This window comes from Nocardioides alcanivorans (genome assembly GCF_021555175.1).
GTDB classification, from domain to species: domain Bacteria; phylum Actinomycetota; class Actinomycetes; order Propionibacteriales; family Nocardioidaceae; genus Nocardioides; species Nocardioides alcanivorans.
Window position 1 is genome coordinate 37,895 of record NZ_JAKGRW010000012.1, and the last position, 15,856, is coordinate 53,750.

A 15,856-nucleotide genomic window follows, 5' to 3' on the forward strand; every position below is an offset into this window, starting at 1 on the left:
TCGATCACCGGACGAAGGTCGAGCCTGCACCCGTTGGTCGAGCCTGCACCCGTAGGTCGAGCCTGTCGAGACCATCACTCCTCAGCGAAACGCTCCACGTAGTTCCGTGCCAGTAGCGGCAACTCGGCCGTTCTCCCCTCGATGAGTGCCTTCCGTTTGGCCCGACCCCAGTTCTGGATCTGCTTCTCGCGGACGTAAGCCGCGTCTATGCGCGGGAAGTTCTCGTACCAGACCAGTCGCACTGGTCTGCGGCGACGGGTGTAGGCCGCGCCGAGCCCCATCTGGTGCTCCGAGAAACGTCGCTCAAGATCGACGGTGCTGCCGACGTAGTACGACCCGTCAGCGCACTCGAGGATGTAGCAATATCCATTCATCACCCCACCACGATCAATCGCTCAGAGGCACCTGTCGAGCGGCTCGGTGGGGGCTGTGGATGACGGGGTCTCGACAAGCTCGACCAACGAGTGGGCTCGACCAACGGGGTGAGCTCGACCAACACTGCGTTGATCGAGCTTGTCGAGATCACTGACCTACGCGGGTCTCGACAGGCTCGACCAACGGGTGGGCTCGATCAACGGGGTGGGGGTCTCGACAGGCTCGACCAACGGGGTGGGCTCGACCAACGGGGGTGGGCTCGACCAACGGGTGGGCTCGATCAACGGGGTGGGGGTCTCGACAGGCTCGACCAACGGGGTGGGCTCGACCAACGGGGGTGGGCTCGACCAACGGGGTGGGTCAGGACCAGGGGGAGTCGATACCGAGGACCCGGGCCAGGGTGCCGCCGAGGACGAGCTTGGTCTCGGTGTCGTTGAGCCCGAGGCCCTCAATGGCGGCGATCTCCTCTGCCGGACTCGTCATCGGCCAGTCCGACCCGAAGACGATGCGCTCTGCTCCGTGCTTGCGGATGAGGTTCCGGACCCGCTCGGGACGCAGGGTCTTCAGGCTCGGCGGCCAACTCGTCTCAAGGACGACGTCGGCACCGGCCAGCATCTCCTCGGCGTCATCGAGGATCTTGTAGCCGCCGAAGTGGCACGCCATCAGTTTGAGCTGCGGGAACTGCCGGGCGATGTCGGCGATCATCCGCGGGCTCGAGAGCCTGTTGGTCTCCGGGGAGCCGCCCTCACCCACGTGGGTGATGACGGCGATCTCGTCGCCGAAGGCCTCGAGGATCGCCCACAGCCGGGGGTCGTCGAGTGCGAAGCCCTGGAAGAGCGGATGGATCTTCACCGCACGTATCCCGTGCCGCTTGAGGCTCGCGATGTTGTCCTCGACGGACAGATCGACGTGGACCGTCCCGAACCCGAACCGGTTGTCCGCACTCAGCTCGGACACGAAGCGATTGACCGAGTCGACGTGGCGCGCCTGGTTCGCGATGCCCAGGCAGCAGCTCATCGAGACACCGCTCGCCTGCATGTCGGCCGTCAGGCCGCCGACAGTCCCGTCACCACGCGCGTGGAGGTCGGGCAACCGGTTCGCGTTGAGCGCCAGGTCGGCGATCTTGTCGGGCCAGACATGGGCGTGAGCGTCGATGATCACAGTGTCCTCCTGGGATGAGTAGGTCAGAGCTTGCCGGACTCGCCACCGTCGACGACGAAGATCGCCCCGGTGGTGAAGGACGACAACGGGGAGACGAGCAGGCATGCCAGCGGCACCAGCTCCGACGGGTCGGCCATGCGACCTGCGGGGATCTTCGCGATCCGCTTCGCGTGCAGCTCCGGAGACTCGGTCACGGCCTTCTGCGCCTCGGTGACGAAGGCACCCGGCGCGATGCAGTTGATCTGGACGTTCTTGGGCGCCCATTCAGCGGCGAGGGCCTCGGTGAACCGGACCACCGCACCCTTGGAGGTGGAATAGGGCACGAGGAAGGGCTTGCCCCGCACTCCCGTCGTGGAAGCCACGTTGACGATGCGACCCGCGCCCTGCTCGATCATGTGTACGCCGGCAGCTTGTGCGAGCAGCATCGGTGCAACGACGTTGACCGCCAGCGCGTCCTTCCAGATCGACGGATCCTGCGTGGCGAACTTGCCGGCCGGCGCGATGCCGGCGTTGTTGATCAGAGCGTCGATGCGGCCGTGCCTGGCAATCACCTCGGGGACGATCGCTTGCACCGAGTCCTCGTCGCGCATGTCGGCCTCGATGGTGGTGATCCGACCGTCACCCTGGGCTGCGACATCGGCAAGACTGTCCTTGGACCTGGCCGTTGCCACGACGTGCGCACCCTCCTTGGCCAGTGCGATCGCCATCGCCGCCCCGAGACCCCGGCTCGCACCGGTGACGAGGACGACGCTGTCCTGAAGTCCCAGGTCCATCAGCGCGCACCCTTCGCGAGTCGCCGGGCGAGCGAGTCCAGCAGCACCTCCGTGGCGCCTTCGTAGACCCGGAGCGGTCGAGCGTTGCGATAGAGCCGCTCGATCTTCGATCCCCTGACCAGACCGAAGCGGCCCATCGTCTGCAACGAGCGGTCCACCACGGCGCCCGCTGCCTCCGTGGCATGCACCTTGGCCATGGAGGAGTAGTCGAGGTGACCCAACGGGTCATCCTTGGCCAGCGAGGCCGCGCGATAGACGAACGCGCGTGCAGCCTCCACGTCGGTCCAGGACTGCGCGAGCTTCTGCGAGACGGCACCGATCTCGATGAGGGGCTTGCCGAACTGCTCACGAGACAGTGCGTGCGCCTTGGCCTCGTCGAGAGCAGCCTGCGCCAGACCGACGCCCGAGGCAGCGACCGAGACGCGGAAGACGGCGAGGGTCTGGAGCATCAGCGAGAACGCCTTGCCCGGCACCCCGAGTCGGTGGTCGACCGGCACCCTCACGTCGGTGAAGGTCAGCTCGCCGAGGATGTGCGGAGCGATGAGATCGGCTCCGCGCTCGATCGACACACCAGGTGTGTCGGCCGGGATGAGGACCATCGACCAACCATCGCCCTCACGCACGAGGGTGCAGTAGAACGCGGCCGCGCCGCCGTTGGTGATGAACGACTTCCTGCCGTTGACGACGAGCTCGTCTCCGACGACCTCCATCGTGGTGCTGACGGCACGCAGGTCCGAACCCACGTCGGGCTCGGTGAGCGCCAAGCCAGCAATGGCCTCCAGCGCGGCGACCTGCGGCAGCCACCGTTGCTTCAGCTCCTCGGAGCCCCCTACGGAGAGCGAGTAGCTGCCCACCCCCTGCATGCCGAACATCGAGTCGAGGTGAGCCGAGGAGTACATCAACGCCTCGCGGACCACGGCGATCGTCAGGGGGTCCAGCACGTCGTGCACGCCGCCGTACTGCGCGGGTACGACGTAGCGAGCAAGCCCGCTCTCGGCCAGCAACTCACGTGTCTTGGGGTGCACGTCGATGTATTCGTCGGCCTCGTCGGCGAACGGCGCGACCGCCGCGGCGAGCTCACGTGCCTTGGCCTGGATCTCCCGGTGCTCCGGGCTCAGGTCGAACATGGGTCCATCCTCCCTGCCACACGTGCGGCAGTCACTGGTCGGTCAGCGTCGCTGGTCGAACTTGCGGCCGAGCACCTCGGAGACGATCCGGGTGCGCTGCATGGTGGGCGTGCCGCCGGCGATCGCCCAACCGTGGGCGTCCCGGTGCAGTCGCTCGAGACCGTACTCCTCGGTGTAGCCGTTGCCACCGTGGATCTGGATCGCGAGGTCGGTGACCCGTTTGGCCATCTCGTTGGCCGTGCACTTGGCCAGCGACACCTTCAACGGATCGGGGATGCCGTGGGCGTCGACCGAAGCAGCGGCATCGTCGCGCAGCAGACGCGCGGCCCGGACCTGCAGGACCATGTCGGCGACCATCACCTGGATGCTCTGGAACTCGATGAGCGGCTTCCCGAACTGCTCGCGCTCCTCGACGTACTTGAGGGTCTTGTCGAGCGCAGCCTGGGCGATGGCAAGACTCATCGTCGTGTTGCCCATCCGTTCGATGGAGAAGACGCCGAACAACTTGCTGAACCCACCGGCCGGAACGACGATGTTTCCCTCGGGCACCTCGACGTTGTCGAAGTACAGGTCAGCAGACGGGATGCCGCGGAAGCCCATCAACCGCTCGCTGGCGCCGCACGAGAAGCCCGGCGTGTCCTTGTCTACGACGACAGCACCGATGGCCTTGCCGCCCGGGGCGTCGGAGAGCCGGCAGTAGACGACGTACTGGTCCGCCTCACCACCGTTGGAGATCCAACGCTTGCTGCCGTTGAGGACGACCGTGCCGTTGGTGATCTTGCCGGTGGTGCGCATGTCCGTCGCGGCCGAACCTGCGTCAGGCTCCGAGATGCCAACAGCCATGGTCTTCTCACCGGTGATGATCTCCGGCAGCCAGCGCTGCTTCTGCTCCTCGGTACCGAGGTGGTTGATCACCTGGGCGGGGCCGGTGTTGGCCTCGAAGATCTGGAAGGCAGCCGGTCGGCACACCTTGCCGAACTCCTCGACGACCACCAGGGCCTGCTCGAGCGGCGCACCCGAGCCGCCGTACTCCTCGGGGTGAGCGATGCCCAGGAAGCCGAGCTCGCCCAGCTGCATCCGCTGTTCGCGGGTCACGGGCGTCCTGTTGACGTCCATCGCTTCAGCCAACGGCCCATAGATCTCGCGGGCCACTTGGGCAGCAAGCCCTCGGATCTCCGCATATTCGTCGTTCGGCACGACATCCTCCTCCACGGTTGTAATCATTATCCTAGATTATTACCCCGGCGGCATGTCAAGCATCTGGTGACATTCACTGCATACCATGATAAGGATTAGGTGTGACTGCTACCTCACCCACCGATGTCGTGATCGTCGACGCGATCCGCACCCCCAGCGGGCGCGGCAAGGCCGGCGGCGCCCTCGCCGACGTCCATCCCGTCGATCTCCTGTCCCAGACCATCGAGTCGTTGCTCCAGCGCTCGGCAGCCGTCGACCCCGGCGCCGTCGACGACGTGATCGTCGGTTGTGTCTCCCAGGTCGGTGAGCAGTCCGCCACCCCGGGCCGGATGGCCTGGTTGGGCGCAGGATTCCCGGCCCACGTTCCCGCGACCACGATCGATCGCAAGTGCGGCTCGAGCCAACAGGCCGTGCACTTCGCTGCCCAGGCGATCGCCTCGGGCGAAGCCGACATCGTCGTCGCCGGCGGCGTCGAGTCGATGAGCCGGGTCGTGATGGGCTCGGCACGCATGGGCGCCGATCCGTACGGCGCCCGGGTCGCCGAGCGCTTCGCCCCGGGTCTCGTCTCCCAGGGCGTGGCCGCAGAACTGGTCGCTGCGAAGTGGAAGCTGAGCCGGACCGAGCTCGACGAGCTCTCGGCCCGGTCGCACGAGTGGGCCGCCGCCGCACAGGACAGCGGCGCCTTCGACCGCGAAGTCATCACCATTAGGACACCGACCGGTGACGTCGACCGCGACGAGTCGATCCGCCGCGGCACCACGATCGAGAAGCTCGCCGGCCTCAAGCCAGTCTTCGAGACCCCCGAACTGAGCGCGCGCTTCCCCGACGTGACGTGGTCGGTCACCGCAGGCAACTCGTCGCAGATCATCGATGCGGCCAGTGCTCTGCTCATCATGTCGCGCGCCCGTGCGACCCAACTCGGCCTCACTCCCCGCGCGCGGATCCACAGCATGGCCGTGGTCGGCGATGACCCCATGCTGATGCTGACCGGCCCGATCCCCGCCACGCACAAGGTGCTCGCGCGCGCAGGCCTCTCGATCGGCGACATCGACCACGTCGAGCTCAACGAGGCATTCGCACCGGTTCCGCTGGCCTGGCAGGCCGAGTTCGGTGTCGACCCGGCCAAGCTGAACCCCCGGGGAGGGGCGATCGCCCTGGGGCACGCGCTCGGCGCGTCCGGCGCCCGACTGATGACCACCATGCTCCACGCGCTGGAGGACAACGACCAACGTTTCGGCCTCCAGCTCATGTGTGAGGCCGGCGGCATGGCCAACGCCACCATCATCGAGCGGCTCTGAGCCGCTCCGGCCTCGACCGCCCGCAACTGATTGAAGGAGAAGAAACAGTGGATCTCACCGGAGTCTCGGCACTCGTCACGGGGGGCGCATCAGGACTCGGCGCAGCCACCGCCCGCCGGCTTGCCGCCGCGGGAGCCCATGTCGTCGTCATCGACCTCAACGAGGAGCTCGGGAAGGAGTTCGCGGCAGGGATCGGCGGCTCCTTCGCGCTGGGCGACGTCACCGATCCGGCTGCGGTCGAAGCAGCGCTCGACACGGCTGAGGAGAACGGCCCCCTGCGCGCACTGGTGCACTGCGCCGGCAAGGGCGGCACCGTACGCCTGGTCAACAGGGACGGCTCCGCGGGCGACCTCGAGCTCTACCAGCAGCTGGTCAACATCAACTTGGTCGGCACGTTCAACGTGCTGCGCCTGGCCGCCACCCGCATGGCGCGCAACGAGTTGGTCGACGGCGAGCGCGGCGTCTGCATCCTCACCGCCTCCGTCGCCGCCTGGGAGGGTCAGGTCGGCCAGATTCCCTACGCCTCCGCGAAGGCCGGCGTGGTCGGCATGACCCTCGTCGCAGCCCGTGATCTGGCCACCAAGTCCATCCGGGTGAACTCGATCGCCCCGGGTGTCTTCGACACCCCCATCCTGGCCCGGTTCTCCCAGGAGATCCGCGACGGCCTCGGCGCCCAGGTGCCCAACCCCGCCCGCCTCGGCCAGCCCGACGAGTTCGCGATGCTCGCCCAGCAGATCGTCGAGAACCCCTACCTCAACGGCGAGACGATCCGCCTCGACGGCGCGATCCGGATGAGCCCGCGATGACCAACCAGGAGACCCCCGTGGAGAACGCACCCGAACTGATCGTCGAGGAACGAGGTCGGGTCCTCGTGCTCACGATGAACCGCCCCGAGGCCAAGAACGCCATGTCGATGGCGATGGCCCACCAGATCGCCGATGCCCTCGACCTGCTCGACTCACGCGACGACCTCAGCGTGGGGGTGATCACCGGAGCCGGCGGGACCTTCTGCGCCGGCATGGACCTCAAGGGCTTCGCGCGCGGCGAGAGGCCGGTCGTCGAGGGCAAGGGGTTCGCCGGCCTGGTCAAGCAGCCACCGCGCAAGCCACTCATCGCGGCCGTCGAGGGCTACGCCCTCGCCGGTGGTTTCGAGATCGTGCTGTCGAGCGACCTGATCGTCGCCTCGTCGGCCGCGAAGTTCGGCCTTCCCGAGGTGAAGCGCGGCTTGACCGCCGCTGCTGGGGGCTTGCTCCGCCTGCAGCACCGGATCCCCTACCACCTCGCCATGGAACTCGTCCTGACCGGCGCGATGTGGCCCGCCACCGAGGCCGCCGAGGCGCGCCTGGTCAACCGGCTCACCGAGCCCGGCCGGGCACTGGAGGAGGCACTCGTCCTCGCCGACGAGGTCGCAGCCAACGCACCGCTGGCCCTCGCGGCGTCCAAGCAGGTCCTCGTCCAGTCCGTCGACTGGTCCCTCCCCGAGAAGTTCGACCGGCAGGAGGAGTTCGTCAATCCGATCCGCGAGTCCGCTGATGCCAAGGAGGGCGCAGCCGCATTCGTCGAGAAGCGCACTCCGCAGTGGACTGGGCACTGACTCGACCCACCTCCGTGCAGGAGGTGGCCGCTGCCGCCTTGGTGTGGGGAGCCCGTACGTCGCCGCGGCCCGGTTGCGGTTGAACCGGACGTTGCCGCAGACCCCCTTTGCACCTCGGATCGCGACGTCACCGGGAGCTGCACTCAACAATCTCGGCCGACAACGCCGGGCCTCGGACTCCCGCTATCGACCCGGTGTCGGCGTCAGCACGGACACGCTCTACACGTCAGCATGGCTCGATCTCGCGAGTGGTCCCTTCCTGCTGGAGGTGCCGACCATCCGTGGTCGCTACTACTCGTTCCAGTTCGGCCACTCCGATACCTCCAGTGACCTCGCGGTCGGCTCACGGACCCATGGCGAACAGCTCCCACCGATCGTGATCACCGGCCCGGGCCACGAACCAGTTGGGCTCCCCGAGGGCGCGATGCTCGTGCGGTCGCGCACCCGCTACCTCAATCTGCCCGGGCGCATGTTGGTGGATCCCGAGGATGCCGCCGATCTCGCGTGTGCGCACCAGATCCAGGACGACATCCGGCTCCGGCCACTGGACTTCTGGCGCCGGGGCGACAACACCGTCGTCAACCCGCCTCCTGATCAGCGCAGCATCACGCCGCCCGAAGGTCTGCCGCCCGAACTGGGCATGCTCCACTCGCTGGGTGAGGTGCTCCGCGACGAGATCGTCCCGGAACCCGACCTGCAACTGGTGGAGGAGTTCGCCCGGATCGGGCTGACTCCTCGACCGGCTTCGACCCCGGCCACCTCACCGCCCGTGATCGCGATCTGGTGATCAGCGGAGTTCGAGCAGGACGTGAGCTGGTCGACGAGCAATGTCGTCACCTGGGCGTCCGGAGCGGCGGCTGGGGCACCAACCTCGTCGGCCCTCGCTTCGACGGCGACCATCTTCTCCGCGCTGCGGTGGCACGCGACCAGATCTATGTCACGGTTCCCGAGGAGGGGATCTATCCCCTTGCCCGGACCGACTCGGACGGCGTCTCCCTCGACGGGCGCCGCTCCTACCGCATCCATTTCCCGGCCGGGTCCCTTCCCCCGGTGGCGGCCTTCTGGTCGATCACCCTCTACGACGACGACGGCTTCCTCGTCGCCGAGGCCGATGGACGGCACGCGGTCGGTGACCGGACGCCGGGATTCGTCCGGTCCGACGGGACGGCCACTCTCGGGGTCGGGCCCACCGCGCCACCGGACACGACCGCATGGCTGCCGGCCCCCGCGGGCCGTTCTACCTGATGATGCGCCTCTTCTGCCCCCGCGCCGAAGTTCTCGACGGCCGCTGGAGCCCCCGCACGTGGAAGCACTGGACGCATGCGCGTGAGGAACAGAGGAGAGCGACGATGCCATCGATGAAGGCTTGGCAGATGACCGCGGCCCGATCCCCGCTCGTCCTCGCCGACGTGCCGGTCCCCGTCCCTGGCCCCGGAGAAGTGCTCATCGAGACCCGTGCGGCCGGGCTGTGCCACACGGACGTAGGGATCCTGGACGACCCTGAGTGGCTGGAGCGCGTCGGGCCACTGCCGCTGACCCTGGGACACGAGATCGCCGGCGTGGTCTGCGAGGTCGGCACCGAGTTGCAGGGATGGCGCGTGGGCGAGCGGGTGGCCGTCAATCCGGCCGGCAGGACCAGGCCCGGCTTCGGCCGAGGCGGCGGCTACGCGCCCCTGTGCACCGCCTTGCCCGAGGACCTCGTCCGCATCCCGGAGGGACTCGACTTCCCGTTGGCGGCCGCAGGAACCGACGCAGGACGGGCGCCCTACCGAGCCGTGGTCGTACGCGGACAGCTACGACCAGGGGAACGTGTCGGAATCATCGGTCTCGGCGGGCTCGGTCAGGTCGGTGCCAGGATCGCCGTGCTGCGCGGTGCGCAGGTGTACGCCGCGGAGCCCAAACGGGAACTCTGGTCGATGGCCCGAGAGCTGGGGGTGACGGACGTGGCGGCCGACATCAGCGAGTTCTCCGACCTTGACCTGGTCGTCGACTTCGCCGGCTTCGGCTCCACCACCGCCGGCGCGATCAAGGCCGTGCGGGAGTTCGGACGCGTGGTGCAGGTGGGGATGGGGCGCCTGGAAGCGACGATCTCGACCAATGACCTGATCCTGAAACAGGTGACCCTTCTCGGGTCACGCTCGGGCACCGTCGACGACATCGCCGCCGTCTACGAGATGTTCGCCAGTGGCCAACTCTCACCAGCCCTGGAGCAGATCGGCTTCGAGGACATTCCGGCAGCACTCGACCGGCTCCGGGCCGGCAAGGTCACCGGTCGGCTGGTCGCGGTCTACTGACCCTCGCCAGCGCCCAGCAACCCCGGGTGCCCGGCGAGGAGACCGCCGTCGACGTCGTACGTCGATCCGGTGACGAAGCCTGCCGCCGGCGAGACCAGGTGGGTGACCACGGCCGCAACCTCGTCGACGTGCGCCAGTCTTCCGAGCGGGTGGGCCGCCTCGAGGCGGTCGATCTCGGCCCTGCTCCGTCGCGAACGCAGGAAGTCGGTGTCCACGAAGCCCGGCGCCACCGCGTTGATCCGGATGCCGTCCCTGGCGTACTCCAGGGCCGCCGAGCGGACCATGCCGGTGAGCCCGTGCTTGCTGGTCGAGTAGGCGGCCGCTCCCGCGAAACCGACCGCGCCGCCGACCGACGAGACCACCACGATGCTCCCGCCGGTCGGCAGCATCGCTGCGACCTGAGCCCGCAGACAGCGGAAGGTCCCGTTGAGGTTGACCTCGATCACCCGGCCCCACTCATCATCGGCATACTCGTGAAGCCGGGCCGCGGGCCCGCCGATGGCGGCGAGGTTGACGGCGGCTGCCAGGCCGCCGAGCATCCCGACAGCCGCGTCGGTGGCGCGTTCCACACTCTCGGTCGACGTCACGTCGACCTCCACGGCCCCTGCCGCACCGAGACGCTCAGCGACCCGAGCTGCCGCCGTACGGTCGAGGTCGGCAACCACGACCGACCAGCCCACGGCAATCAGTGCCTCGGCACACGAGGCACCGATCGCTCCTGCCCCACCGACCACCAGCGCACCCGTCATGACGCCCTCTCCACTGGGGACGGCACCCAGGTGCCGTCAACGACCTGCTGGTGCCCGAGATATGCCCGGAGGACCAGGTAGAAGGGCGCCTCGGGCACCGGCAGCCACACCGTGTCCTCAGGCCCGGACTCATGGCCGAGGTGGAGCGTCAGTGACCCGTCCCGTGCCGGACGCAAGCCCTCGGTCAGGGTATTGATCGCGTAACGATCGATCGGGTTGGGCACCAGGCCGCGGCTCGCCCGGTCGTAGGCCGTGACCGACCAGAAGGCATCGACAGGCGGTGGTGTGAATCGGAGACGATAGCTTCCCGAACCGCCGTCCAACGGTGCTCCACGGCCGTCGACCAGCACCGTGTAGGGCCCGCTCTCCTCGCGCGTGGTGCCGCCGAGCCCGACGAAGTTGGTCGCGGCCCGATGCAGATAGTTGTAGCCGTACGCGCCCGAGCTCAGGGTCCGCCAGCCGGAATCGCCCGCCGGCGCACCCCGTGCAGTCACTGCGGCAGCGATCAGTCTTCGGGCGTCTGCGAGTCCCAGTGCCACGGCTTCGTGCACGTGCGGCGCCCACCTCGCGGGGTCCAGCGGCTCTCGACCACCGACACCGAGTGGGCGGAACCGAGCCAGCAGCGCCTCCTCCTGCACAGGATGGCCGTTGTGTCGCAGCACGGCGTCCAGGGCGCGCAGGACAGTGGCCCCGTCGAAGCCGTCGTCGTCGGCCGGCACCGCCGGCCAGCTCCCGTCGGCCTCAGCGGCCCGCAGGTCGAGTGACTCGGCGAGTACCGGACGCAACACCACCCGGTCCTGCAGCGAGCAGACCTGGGCGACGTCCTCGGCTGAGCGTACGAAGATGCGCATCAACGCCCACATGTGCTCCGACGCCACCCGCAACCGGCGGATGTCCCCGGGCACCACACCGTTCCAACCAGGAGCGACGAGCCAGACCCGTCCGCCCCCGGCCCCAGCGTTCGGGTGCTGAGGTTCACCGCATTGCTGTGGACATCCAGCAGGTTCACCGTGTAATAGCGCTCACCCATCGCCGGAACCTCCAGCTCCACCGGACCGCGGCTCAGGTCGAGCCAGGCGGTGGAGTACAAGGTGTCGACGTTGGGGGTGCGGAACTCGGCGTAGGTGGGGGTGGCGAGCTGACGATCGTGATGCCACTCGTTGAAGCGTCGCGGCGCTCCCGGCCGCAACACACTGCGGTAGAGGTTGGCGTACTGGAGAGCAGCCGGGAGGCCGTACACGATCGCGTCCCGTGCCAGCCCGCGGGTCACCTCCGCGTCAGGGTCCGCCCACGCCACGTCCGGAACTGGCCGTGCGGCCAGCAGGTCGACCTCACGCAAGTCATGGGCCGTGCCCTCGACTCCGTACGGAACCCAGCGTCTGTCCCACGAGGATGTCTCCACCGTCAGTCGACCAATGCCTCGGCCAGCGCGTAGGCCTGCCTGGTCACGTGCGAGAGCCGACGTGGCGCAAAGGCGTCGCCGAGCACGTGCAGCTCGGGCACGCGCCCGCGCAGCTCCTGGAAGAGGGCGTCGTCGCTGTCGGCGCCACAGGCCAGGACGACGGACTCGAAGCCCGTCAACCGGTCCGATGCGAAGGAATAGACGTTGCGCACTTCGAGGGACTGCGGTGTGATCGAGCGGACCTCCTCGAGCTGGCGGAACTCGACCCCGCGCCGGTGCAGTCGCGCAAGGATCCCTCCTGCGATGTATCGCCCCAAGGACTGACCCGGCGTCGGTGCCCCGTAGATCAGCGTCACCTGGTGTCCGCGGCCCGACAACATGTCGGCCACGGTCAGCGGCGGGAGGTGGTCGTCTCGAGCAATGATCGCGACCGACTTGCCGACCACGACACTCCCGGCCACGACCTCAGCGGCATCCACCACGTGGGGCAGGTCGAAACCAGGGAGCAGCGGTCGGTGCGGTCGAGCTCCGGTGGCGACGGCGACCACGTCTGGGTCGTGGTCGAGCACCGAGGCCACGTCGGCCCGTTCGTTGAGCCGCACCTCGACGCCCAACCGCGACAAGCGCCGTTCCTGCCAGCCGATGTAGTCGCCGTAACGCTCGAAGCTGGGGGCGCTGGCCACCGTCGCAAGCTGTCCGCCCAGTCGCCCGTCGGCCTCCCAGAGCGACACCCGGTGTCCACTCTCGGCTGCCAGCGCGGCCAGTTCCAGGCCGGCCGGGCCACCGCCGACCACGAGCAGGTCACGGGGACGCGCCGCGACACCGAGCGTGCCGGGGCCACCGCGTCCCCAACGCCCGCCCGCCTCCGTCTTCACGTGAGGATTGACCGCACAGGCGAAGGGAGGCCTTCGGCGTACTGCCGGCTGATGCAGTCGTTGCCACCGACACAGGGCCGGACCTCGTCAGCACGACCCTCACGGGCCTTGGTGAGCAGATCGCGCTCGGCCAGGTAGGCCCGAGCCATGCCCACGACGTCGGCATCACCAGCAGCGAGAACCCGTTCGGCGACGTCGATCGTGGTCACCCGCCCGGCATAGACGACCGGCAGCCCGACCGCTGCGCGCACCCTGCCCGCGAGAGAGGACCACTGCGCTTCCTCGTAGTACTGGGGCTGGATGTAGCTGGGGTCTCCCCACGGGGATCCCACGACTGCATGCAGGTAGTCCACGAGACCCGTCGCCTCGAGCAGCTGCGCCACCTCGACGCCACCGCTCTCGTCGTAGCCCTCGGGCATCTCCTCACGGAGGTTGAAGCGAACACCGACCGCCAGGTCGTCGCCGACTGCCTCACGCACTGCCCGGAGTGCTTCCACGGCGAAACGCGCCCGGTTCTCCAGGCCACCGCCGTAGCGATCGTCCCGGACGTTGGTGAGCGGCGAGAGGAACCACTCGAGCATGTCGTCGTGGTTGAGGTGCAGCTCGATGCCGTCGAGTCCGGCCTGCCGCGCTCGGGCGGCGCTGTACCGGTACTCCTCGACGTAGGTGGCGATGTCCTCGATCGACATCACATGGGGCCGGCTGTTGGTGAGCGGCGAGCTCAGCACTGGACCCGGAGACTGCGGTACGCCGCCGATCACCGTCAGCTGGCTGGTCACCACCGCTCCCGCACGATGCAGGCGTCCCGCCAGCTCCGAGACCCGTTCGACGTAGTTGGGCTGGCGATAGTTGCCCAGGGTCTCGGCGCCGTAGCCACCGGTCTCGAAGCCGGGAATCACCGGATTCCGCACTCGGCCACGCACGCCGTCGATCCACGCCGCGCCGTCGGAGGCCCGCGACTCCCAATAGGCCATGTGGATCTCGGCTTCTTCGGGCGTCCCCCAGAGATTGCCGATCCCGGAACCGTGTGGCGGCACCATGATCCGATTCCGCAATCGCATCGGGCCGAGCGTGATCGGACGCAGGACATGGGAGAGTGCCGCCTCGGCGGCGCGGGTGGCCGTGCTCATTCGGTTCCGCCCCCGTCGGCGGGGAGTTTCAACATCAGGCCGGCGCGCTTGCAGGTCATCACCAGCACGTCGTCCTGGTTGAAGCCACGATGCTCGAACCAGACGATGCCTGAGTCATCGCGGCTGCTGGACTCCCGCTTCCCCACGATCGTGGTCTCCCCACGCAGGGTGTCCCCGTGGAAGACCGGCGCTGGGAACCGCACCTCCTCGTAACCGAGATTTCCCAACGTGGTGCCCATCGTCAGTTCGGGCACGTGGAAGGCGCCGATCAGCGCGACCGTGAACAGGCTGTTGACCAACGGCCTGCCGTGGACCGTCGTCTTGGCGTACTCCGCATCCAGGTGGATCGGCGCCACGTTCATCGTCAGCGAAGTGAACATCACGTTGTCCGACTCGGTGACCGTCCGACGGAAGGCGTGCCGGTAGACACGTCCGACCTCGAACTCCTCGAAGTAGAGACCTCGCATCAGTAGCTCCTCGGTAGGCCGAGCACGTGCTCGGCGACGTAGTTGAGCACCATCTCCTGGCTGATCGGCGCGATCCGCATCAGGCGAGCCTCGCGGAAGTAGCGTTCGACGTGGAACTCCTTGCTGTAGCCCATCCCGCCATGCACCTGGAGCGCGACGTCCGCGGCCAGGTAGCCCGCCTCGGCGCAGAGCCACTTCGCGTAGTTGGCCTCAGCTCCACAGGACAACCCGCGGTCCACCTTCCAGGTGGCCTTCGCCAGGACGGCATCGGCCGCCTCGAGTCGAATCTTCGCCTCGGCGAGTTGGAAGGCGAGGCCCTGGTTCTGCCCGATCGGCCGCCCGAAGACGACCCGGTCCTTGGCGTACTGCGTCCCGCGGCGCAGCGCCGCCTCACCGATGCCCAGCATCGCGTTGGCAGCCACCACACGTTCGGCGTTGAGCCCAGTGAGAATCACCTGGAATCCCCTGCCCACCTCGCCAACCACATCCTCGTCGGGGACGAAGAGCTCATCGATGAACAGCTCGTTGCTGTCCACCGAGTTGCGCCCCATCTTCGGGATCGCGCGCACCGTCACCCGCTCGCGGTCGAGCGGCGCGAAGAAGACAGTCAGTCCCTCGGTTCGCTTCGCGCACTCGTCCTTGGGGGTGGTGCGTGCCAGGAGGAGCATGCGCTCGGCCCGCTGGGCATTCGAGATCCACACCTTCTTGCCCGACACCGTCCAACCACCATCGACCTTGCGCGCGAAGGTGGAGATGTTCGTGGTGTCGGTGCCGGCGTCAGGCTCGGTCACCGCGAACGAGATCTGCAGGCCGCCCGCTGCCACCCGGGGCAGGAAACGTCGTTTGAGCTCGGTGCTGCCGTGCTTGAGGATCGGCTCGAACCCGAAGATCCCGATGTGCACCGACGAGCACCCGCCCATGCCGGCCCCCGAAGCAGCGATCTCTCGCTCGACGATCGCGGCCTCCGTCACGCCGAGACCACCTCCGCCGTACTCCTCGGGGATGGTGAGACCGAGCCAGCCGCCGTCGACCATGGCGTCGAAGAACTCCTGAGGGAACTCGTGGCGCTCGTCGCGCTCGGCCCAGTACTCGTCCGGGAACTTCGCGCAGAGCGCACGGACCGCACGTCGGATGTCGTCGTGCACCGGGTCCGACTCGTAGGTCACGACGGTCGCCTCTCACCCATCGCCGTCCCGTCCCACAGCGCGTCGAAGTAGGGCTGCAGATCCGGCGCTCCGCCGGAGTACCACTGCGCGAAGTCCGCGTAGCTGGTCCCGACTCCGTCGATGCCGAGCCCTTCGATCCGCTTCGCCCAGTCGGCCTCGGCCTGCTTGGCCACGTCGACGAGCAGTTCTCCGTCCGACACCGCGTCCCCTTCCGCGACCTGCTCCTCGACCTGGGCATGCACAGACCT

General features: G+C 68.2%; 18 protein-coding genes and 1 pseudogene. 6 read left to right on the forward strand and 13 right to left on the reverse strand.

The genetic code is table 11. From position 1 onward, the window contains the following. Positions 1–74: 74 nt before the first annotated feature. The 5 genes from L1066_RS06390 to L1066_RS06410 all read right to left on the reverse strand — a co-directional run bounded on the left by L1066_RS06390 (position 75) and on the right by L1066_RS06410 (position 4,633). Entirely contained in the window at positions 75–374 is a 300-nt protein-coding gene (locus L1066_RS06390; RefSeq protein ID WP_235735522.1) for a GIY-YIG nuclease family protein, read from the reverse strand. Between the two features lie 361 nt (positions 375–735). Then, on the reverse strand, positions 736–1,536 hold the full coding sequence (locus tag L1066_RS06395) for an amidohydrolase family protein (protein ID WP_235735523.1): 801 nt from the start codon (positions 1,534–1,536) through the stop codon (positions 736–738). Positions 1,537–1,559: 23 nt separating this feature from the next. Then, positions 1,560–2,309 (reverse strand): SDR family NAD(P)-dependent oxidoreductase, encoded by a 750-nt coding sequence (locus L1066_RS06400; RefSeq protein WP_235735524.1) that lies wholly within the window; start codon positions 2,307–2,309, stop codon positions 1,560–1,562. Then, entirely contained in the window at positions 2,309–3,436 is a 1,128-nt protein-coding gene (locus L1066_RS06405; RefSeq protein ID WP_235735525.1) for an acyl-CoA dehydrogenase family protein, read from the reverse strand. Before L1066_RS06405 ends, L1066_RS06400 begins: the two co-directional genes overlap by 1 nt. Positions 3,437–3,478: 42 nt before the next feature. Beyond that, a complete protein-coding gene (locus tag L1066_RS06410; RefSeq protein WP_235735526.1) occupies positions 3,479–4,633 on the reverse strand; it encodes an acyl-CoA dehydrogenase family protein in 1,155 nt (384 codons plus the stop codon). Between the two features lie 101 nt (positions 4,634–4,734). Between L1066_RS06410 and L1066_RS06415 the strand changes: the two genes are divergently transcribed. The 6 genes from L1066_RS06415 to L1066_RS06440 are packed head-to-tail and all read left to right on the forward strand — an operon-like array spanning position 4,735 to position 9,819. After that, positions 4,735–5,931, forward strand: a complete 1,197-nt coding sequence (locus L1066_RS06415) for a thiolase family protein (RefSeq protein ID WP_235735527.1) — start codon at positions 4,735–4,737, stop codon at positions 5,929–5,931. A gap of 47 nt (positions 5,932–5,978) precedes the next feature. Further along, positions 5,979–6,737 (forward strand): SDR family NAD(P)-dependent oxidoreductase, encoded by a 759-nt coding sequence (locus L1066_RS06420; RefSeq protein ID WP_235735528.1) that lies wholly within the window; start codon positions 5,979–5,981, stop codon positions 6,735–6,737. Beyond that, the gene (locus L1066_RS06425) at positions 6,734–7,525 is read left to right on the forward strand and encodes a crotonase/enoyl-CoA hydratase family protein (protein ID WP_235735529.1); all 792 of its coding nucleotides are present in this window, start codon (positions 6,734–6,736) and stop codon (positions 7,523–7,525) included. Before L1066_RS06420 ends, L1066_RS06425 begins: the two co-directional genes overlap by 4 nt. Before the next feature lie 43 nt (positions 7,526–7,568). Continuing rightward, on the forward strand, positions 7,569–8,312 hold the full coding sequence (locus tag L1066_RS06430; protein WP_235735530.1) for a DUF1254 domain-containing protein: 744 nt from the start codon (positions 7,569–7,571) through the stop codon (positions 8,310–8,312). Next, the gene (locus tag L1066_RS06435; protein WP_235735531.1) at positions 8,309–8,770 is read left to right on the forward strand and encodes a DUF1214 domain-containing protein; all 462 of its coding nucleotides are present in this window, start codon (positions 8,309–8,311) and stop codon (positions 8,768–8,770) included. Before L1066_RS06430 ends, L1066_RS06435 begins: the two co-directional genes overlap by 4 nt. Further along, positions 8,737–9,819: a zinc-binding dehydrogenase gene (locus L1066_RS06440; RefSeq protein WP_235735532.1), complete on the forward strand. Its 1,083-nt coding sequence runs from the start codon at positions 8,737–8,739 to the stop codon at positions 9,817–9,819. The genes L1066_RS06435 and L1066_RS06440 overlap by 34 nt, the downstream gene beginning before the upstream one ends. Here the strand turns inward: L1066_RS06440 and L1066_RS06445 are convergent. From L1066_RS06445 to L1066_RS06480, 8 genes and pseudogenes are all read right to left on the reverse strand, one after another. Then, positions 9,813–10,568 carry an SDR family NAD(P)-dependent oxidoreductase gene (locus L1066_RS06445; RefSeq protein WP_235735533.1) on the reverse strand — a complete coding sequence of 252 codons (756 nt, stop codon included), beginning with the start codon at positions 10,566–10,568 and terminating at the stop codon, positions 9,813–9,815. The genes L1066_RS06440 and L1066_RS06445 overlap by 7 nt on opposite strands. Then, a complete protein-coding gene (locus L1066_RS06450) occupies positions 10,565–11,431 on the reverse strand; it encodes a DUF1214 domain-containing protein (protein ID WP_376707658.1) in 867 nt (288 codons plus the stop codon). The genes L1066_RS06445 and L1066_RS06450 overlap by 4 nt, the downstream gene beginning before the upstream one ends. After that, positions 11,405–11,970 (reverse strand): annotated as a pseudogene (locus tag L1066_RS27550) (DUF1254 domain-containing protein); the annotation flags it as partial. The gene L1066_RS06450 and the pseudogene L1066_RS27550, both read right to left, overlap by 27 nt. Before the next feature lie 2 nt (positions 11,971–11,972). Further along, complete coding sequence (locus tag L1066_RS06460; protein ID WP_235735534.1) at positions 11,973–12,845, reverse strand: NAD(P)-binding protein; 873 nt, start codon at positions 12,843–12,845, stop codon at positions 11,973–11,975. Continuing rightward, positions 12,842–13,975, reverse strand: coding sequence for an oxidoreductase (locus tag L1066_RS06465; RefSeq protein ID WP_235735535.1), 1,134 nt, complete (start codon positions 13,973–13,975; stop codon positions 12,842–12,844). The genes L1066_RS06460 and L1066_RS06465 overlap by 4 nt, the downstream gene beginning before the upstream one ends. Beyond that, a complete protein-coding gene (locus tag L1066_RS06470; RefSeq protein ID WP_235735536.1) occupies positions 13,972–14,442 on the reverse strand; it encodes a MaoC family dehydratase in 471 nt (156 codons plus the stop codon). The genes L1066_RS06465 and L1066_RS06470 overlap by 4 nt, the downstream gene beginning before the upstream one ends. Continuing rightward, on the reverse strand, positions 14,442–15,608 hold the full coding sequence (locus L1066_RS25875) for an acyl-CoA dehydrogenase family protein (protein WP_235735537.1): 1,167 nt from the start codon (positions 15,606–15,608) through the stop codon (positions 14,442–14,444). The genes L1066_RS06470 and L1066_RS25875 overlap by 1 nt, the downstream gene beginning before the upstream one ends. Next, positions 15,605–15,850 carry a hypothetical protein gene (locus L1066_RS06480; RefSeq protein WP_235735538.1) on the reverse strand — a complete coding sequence of 82 codons (246 nt, stop codon included), beginning with the start codon at positions 15,848–15,850 and terminating at the stop codon, positions 15,605–15,607. The genes L1066_RS25875 and L1066_RS06480 overlap by 4 nt, the downstream gene beginning before the upstream one ends. Positions 15,851–15,856: the final 6 nt, after the last annotated feature.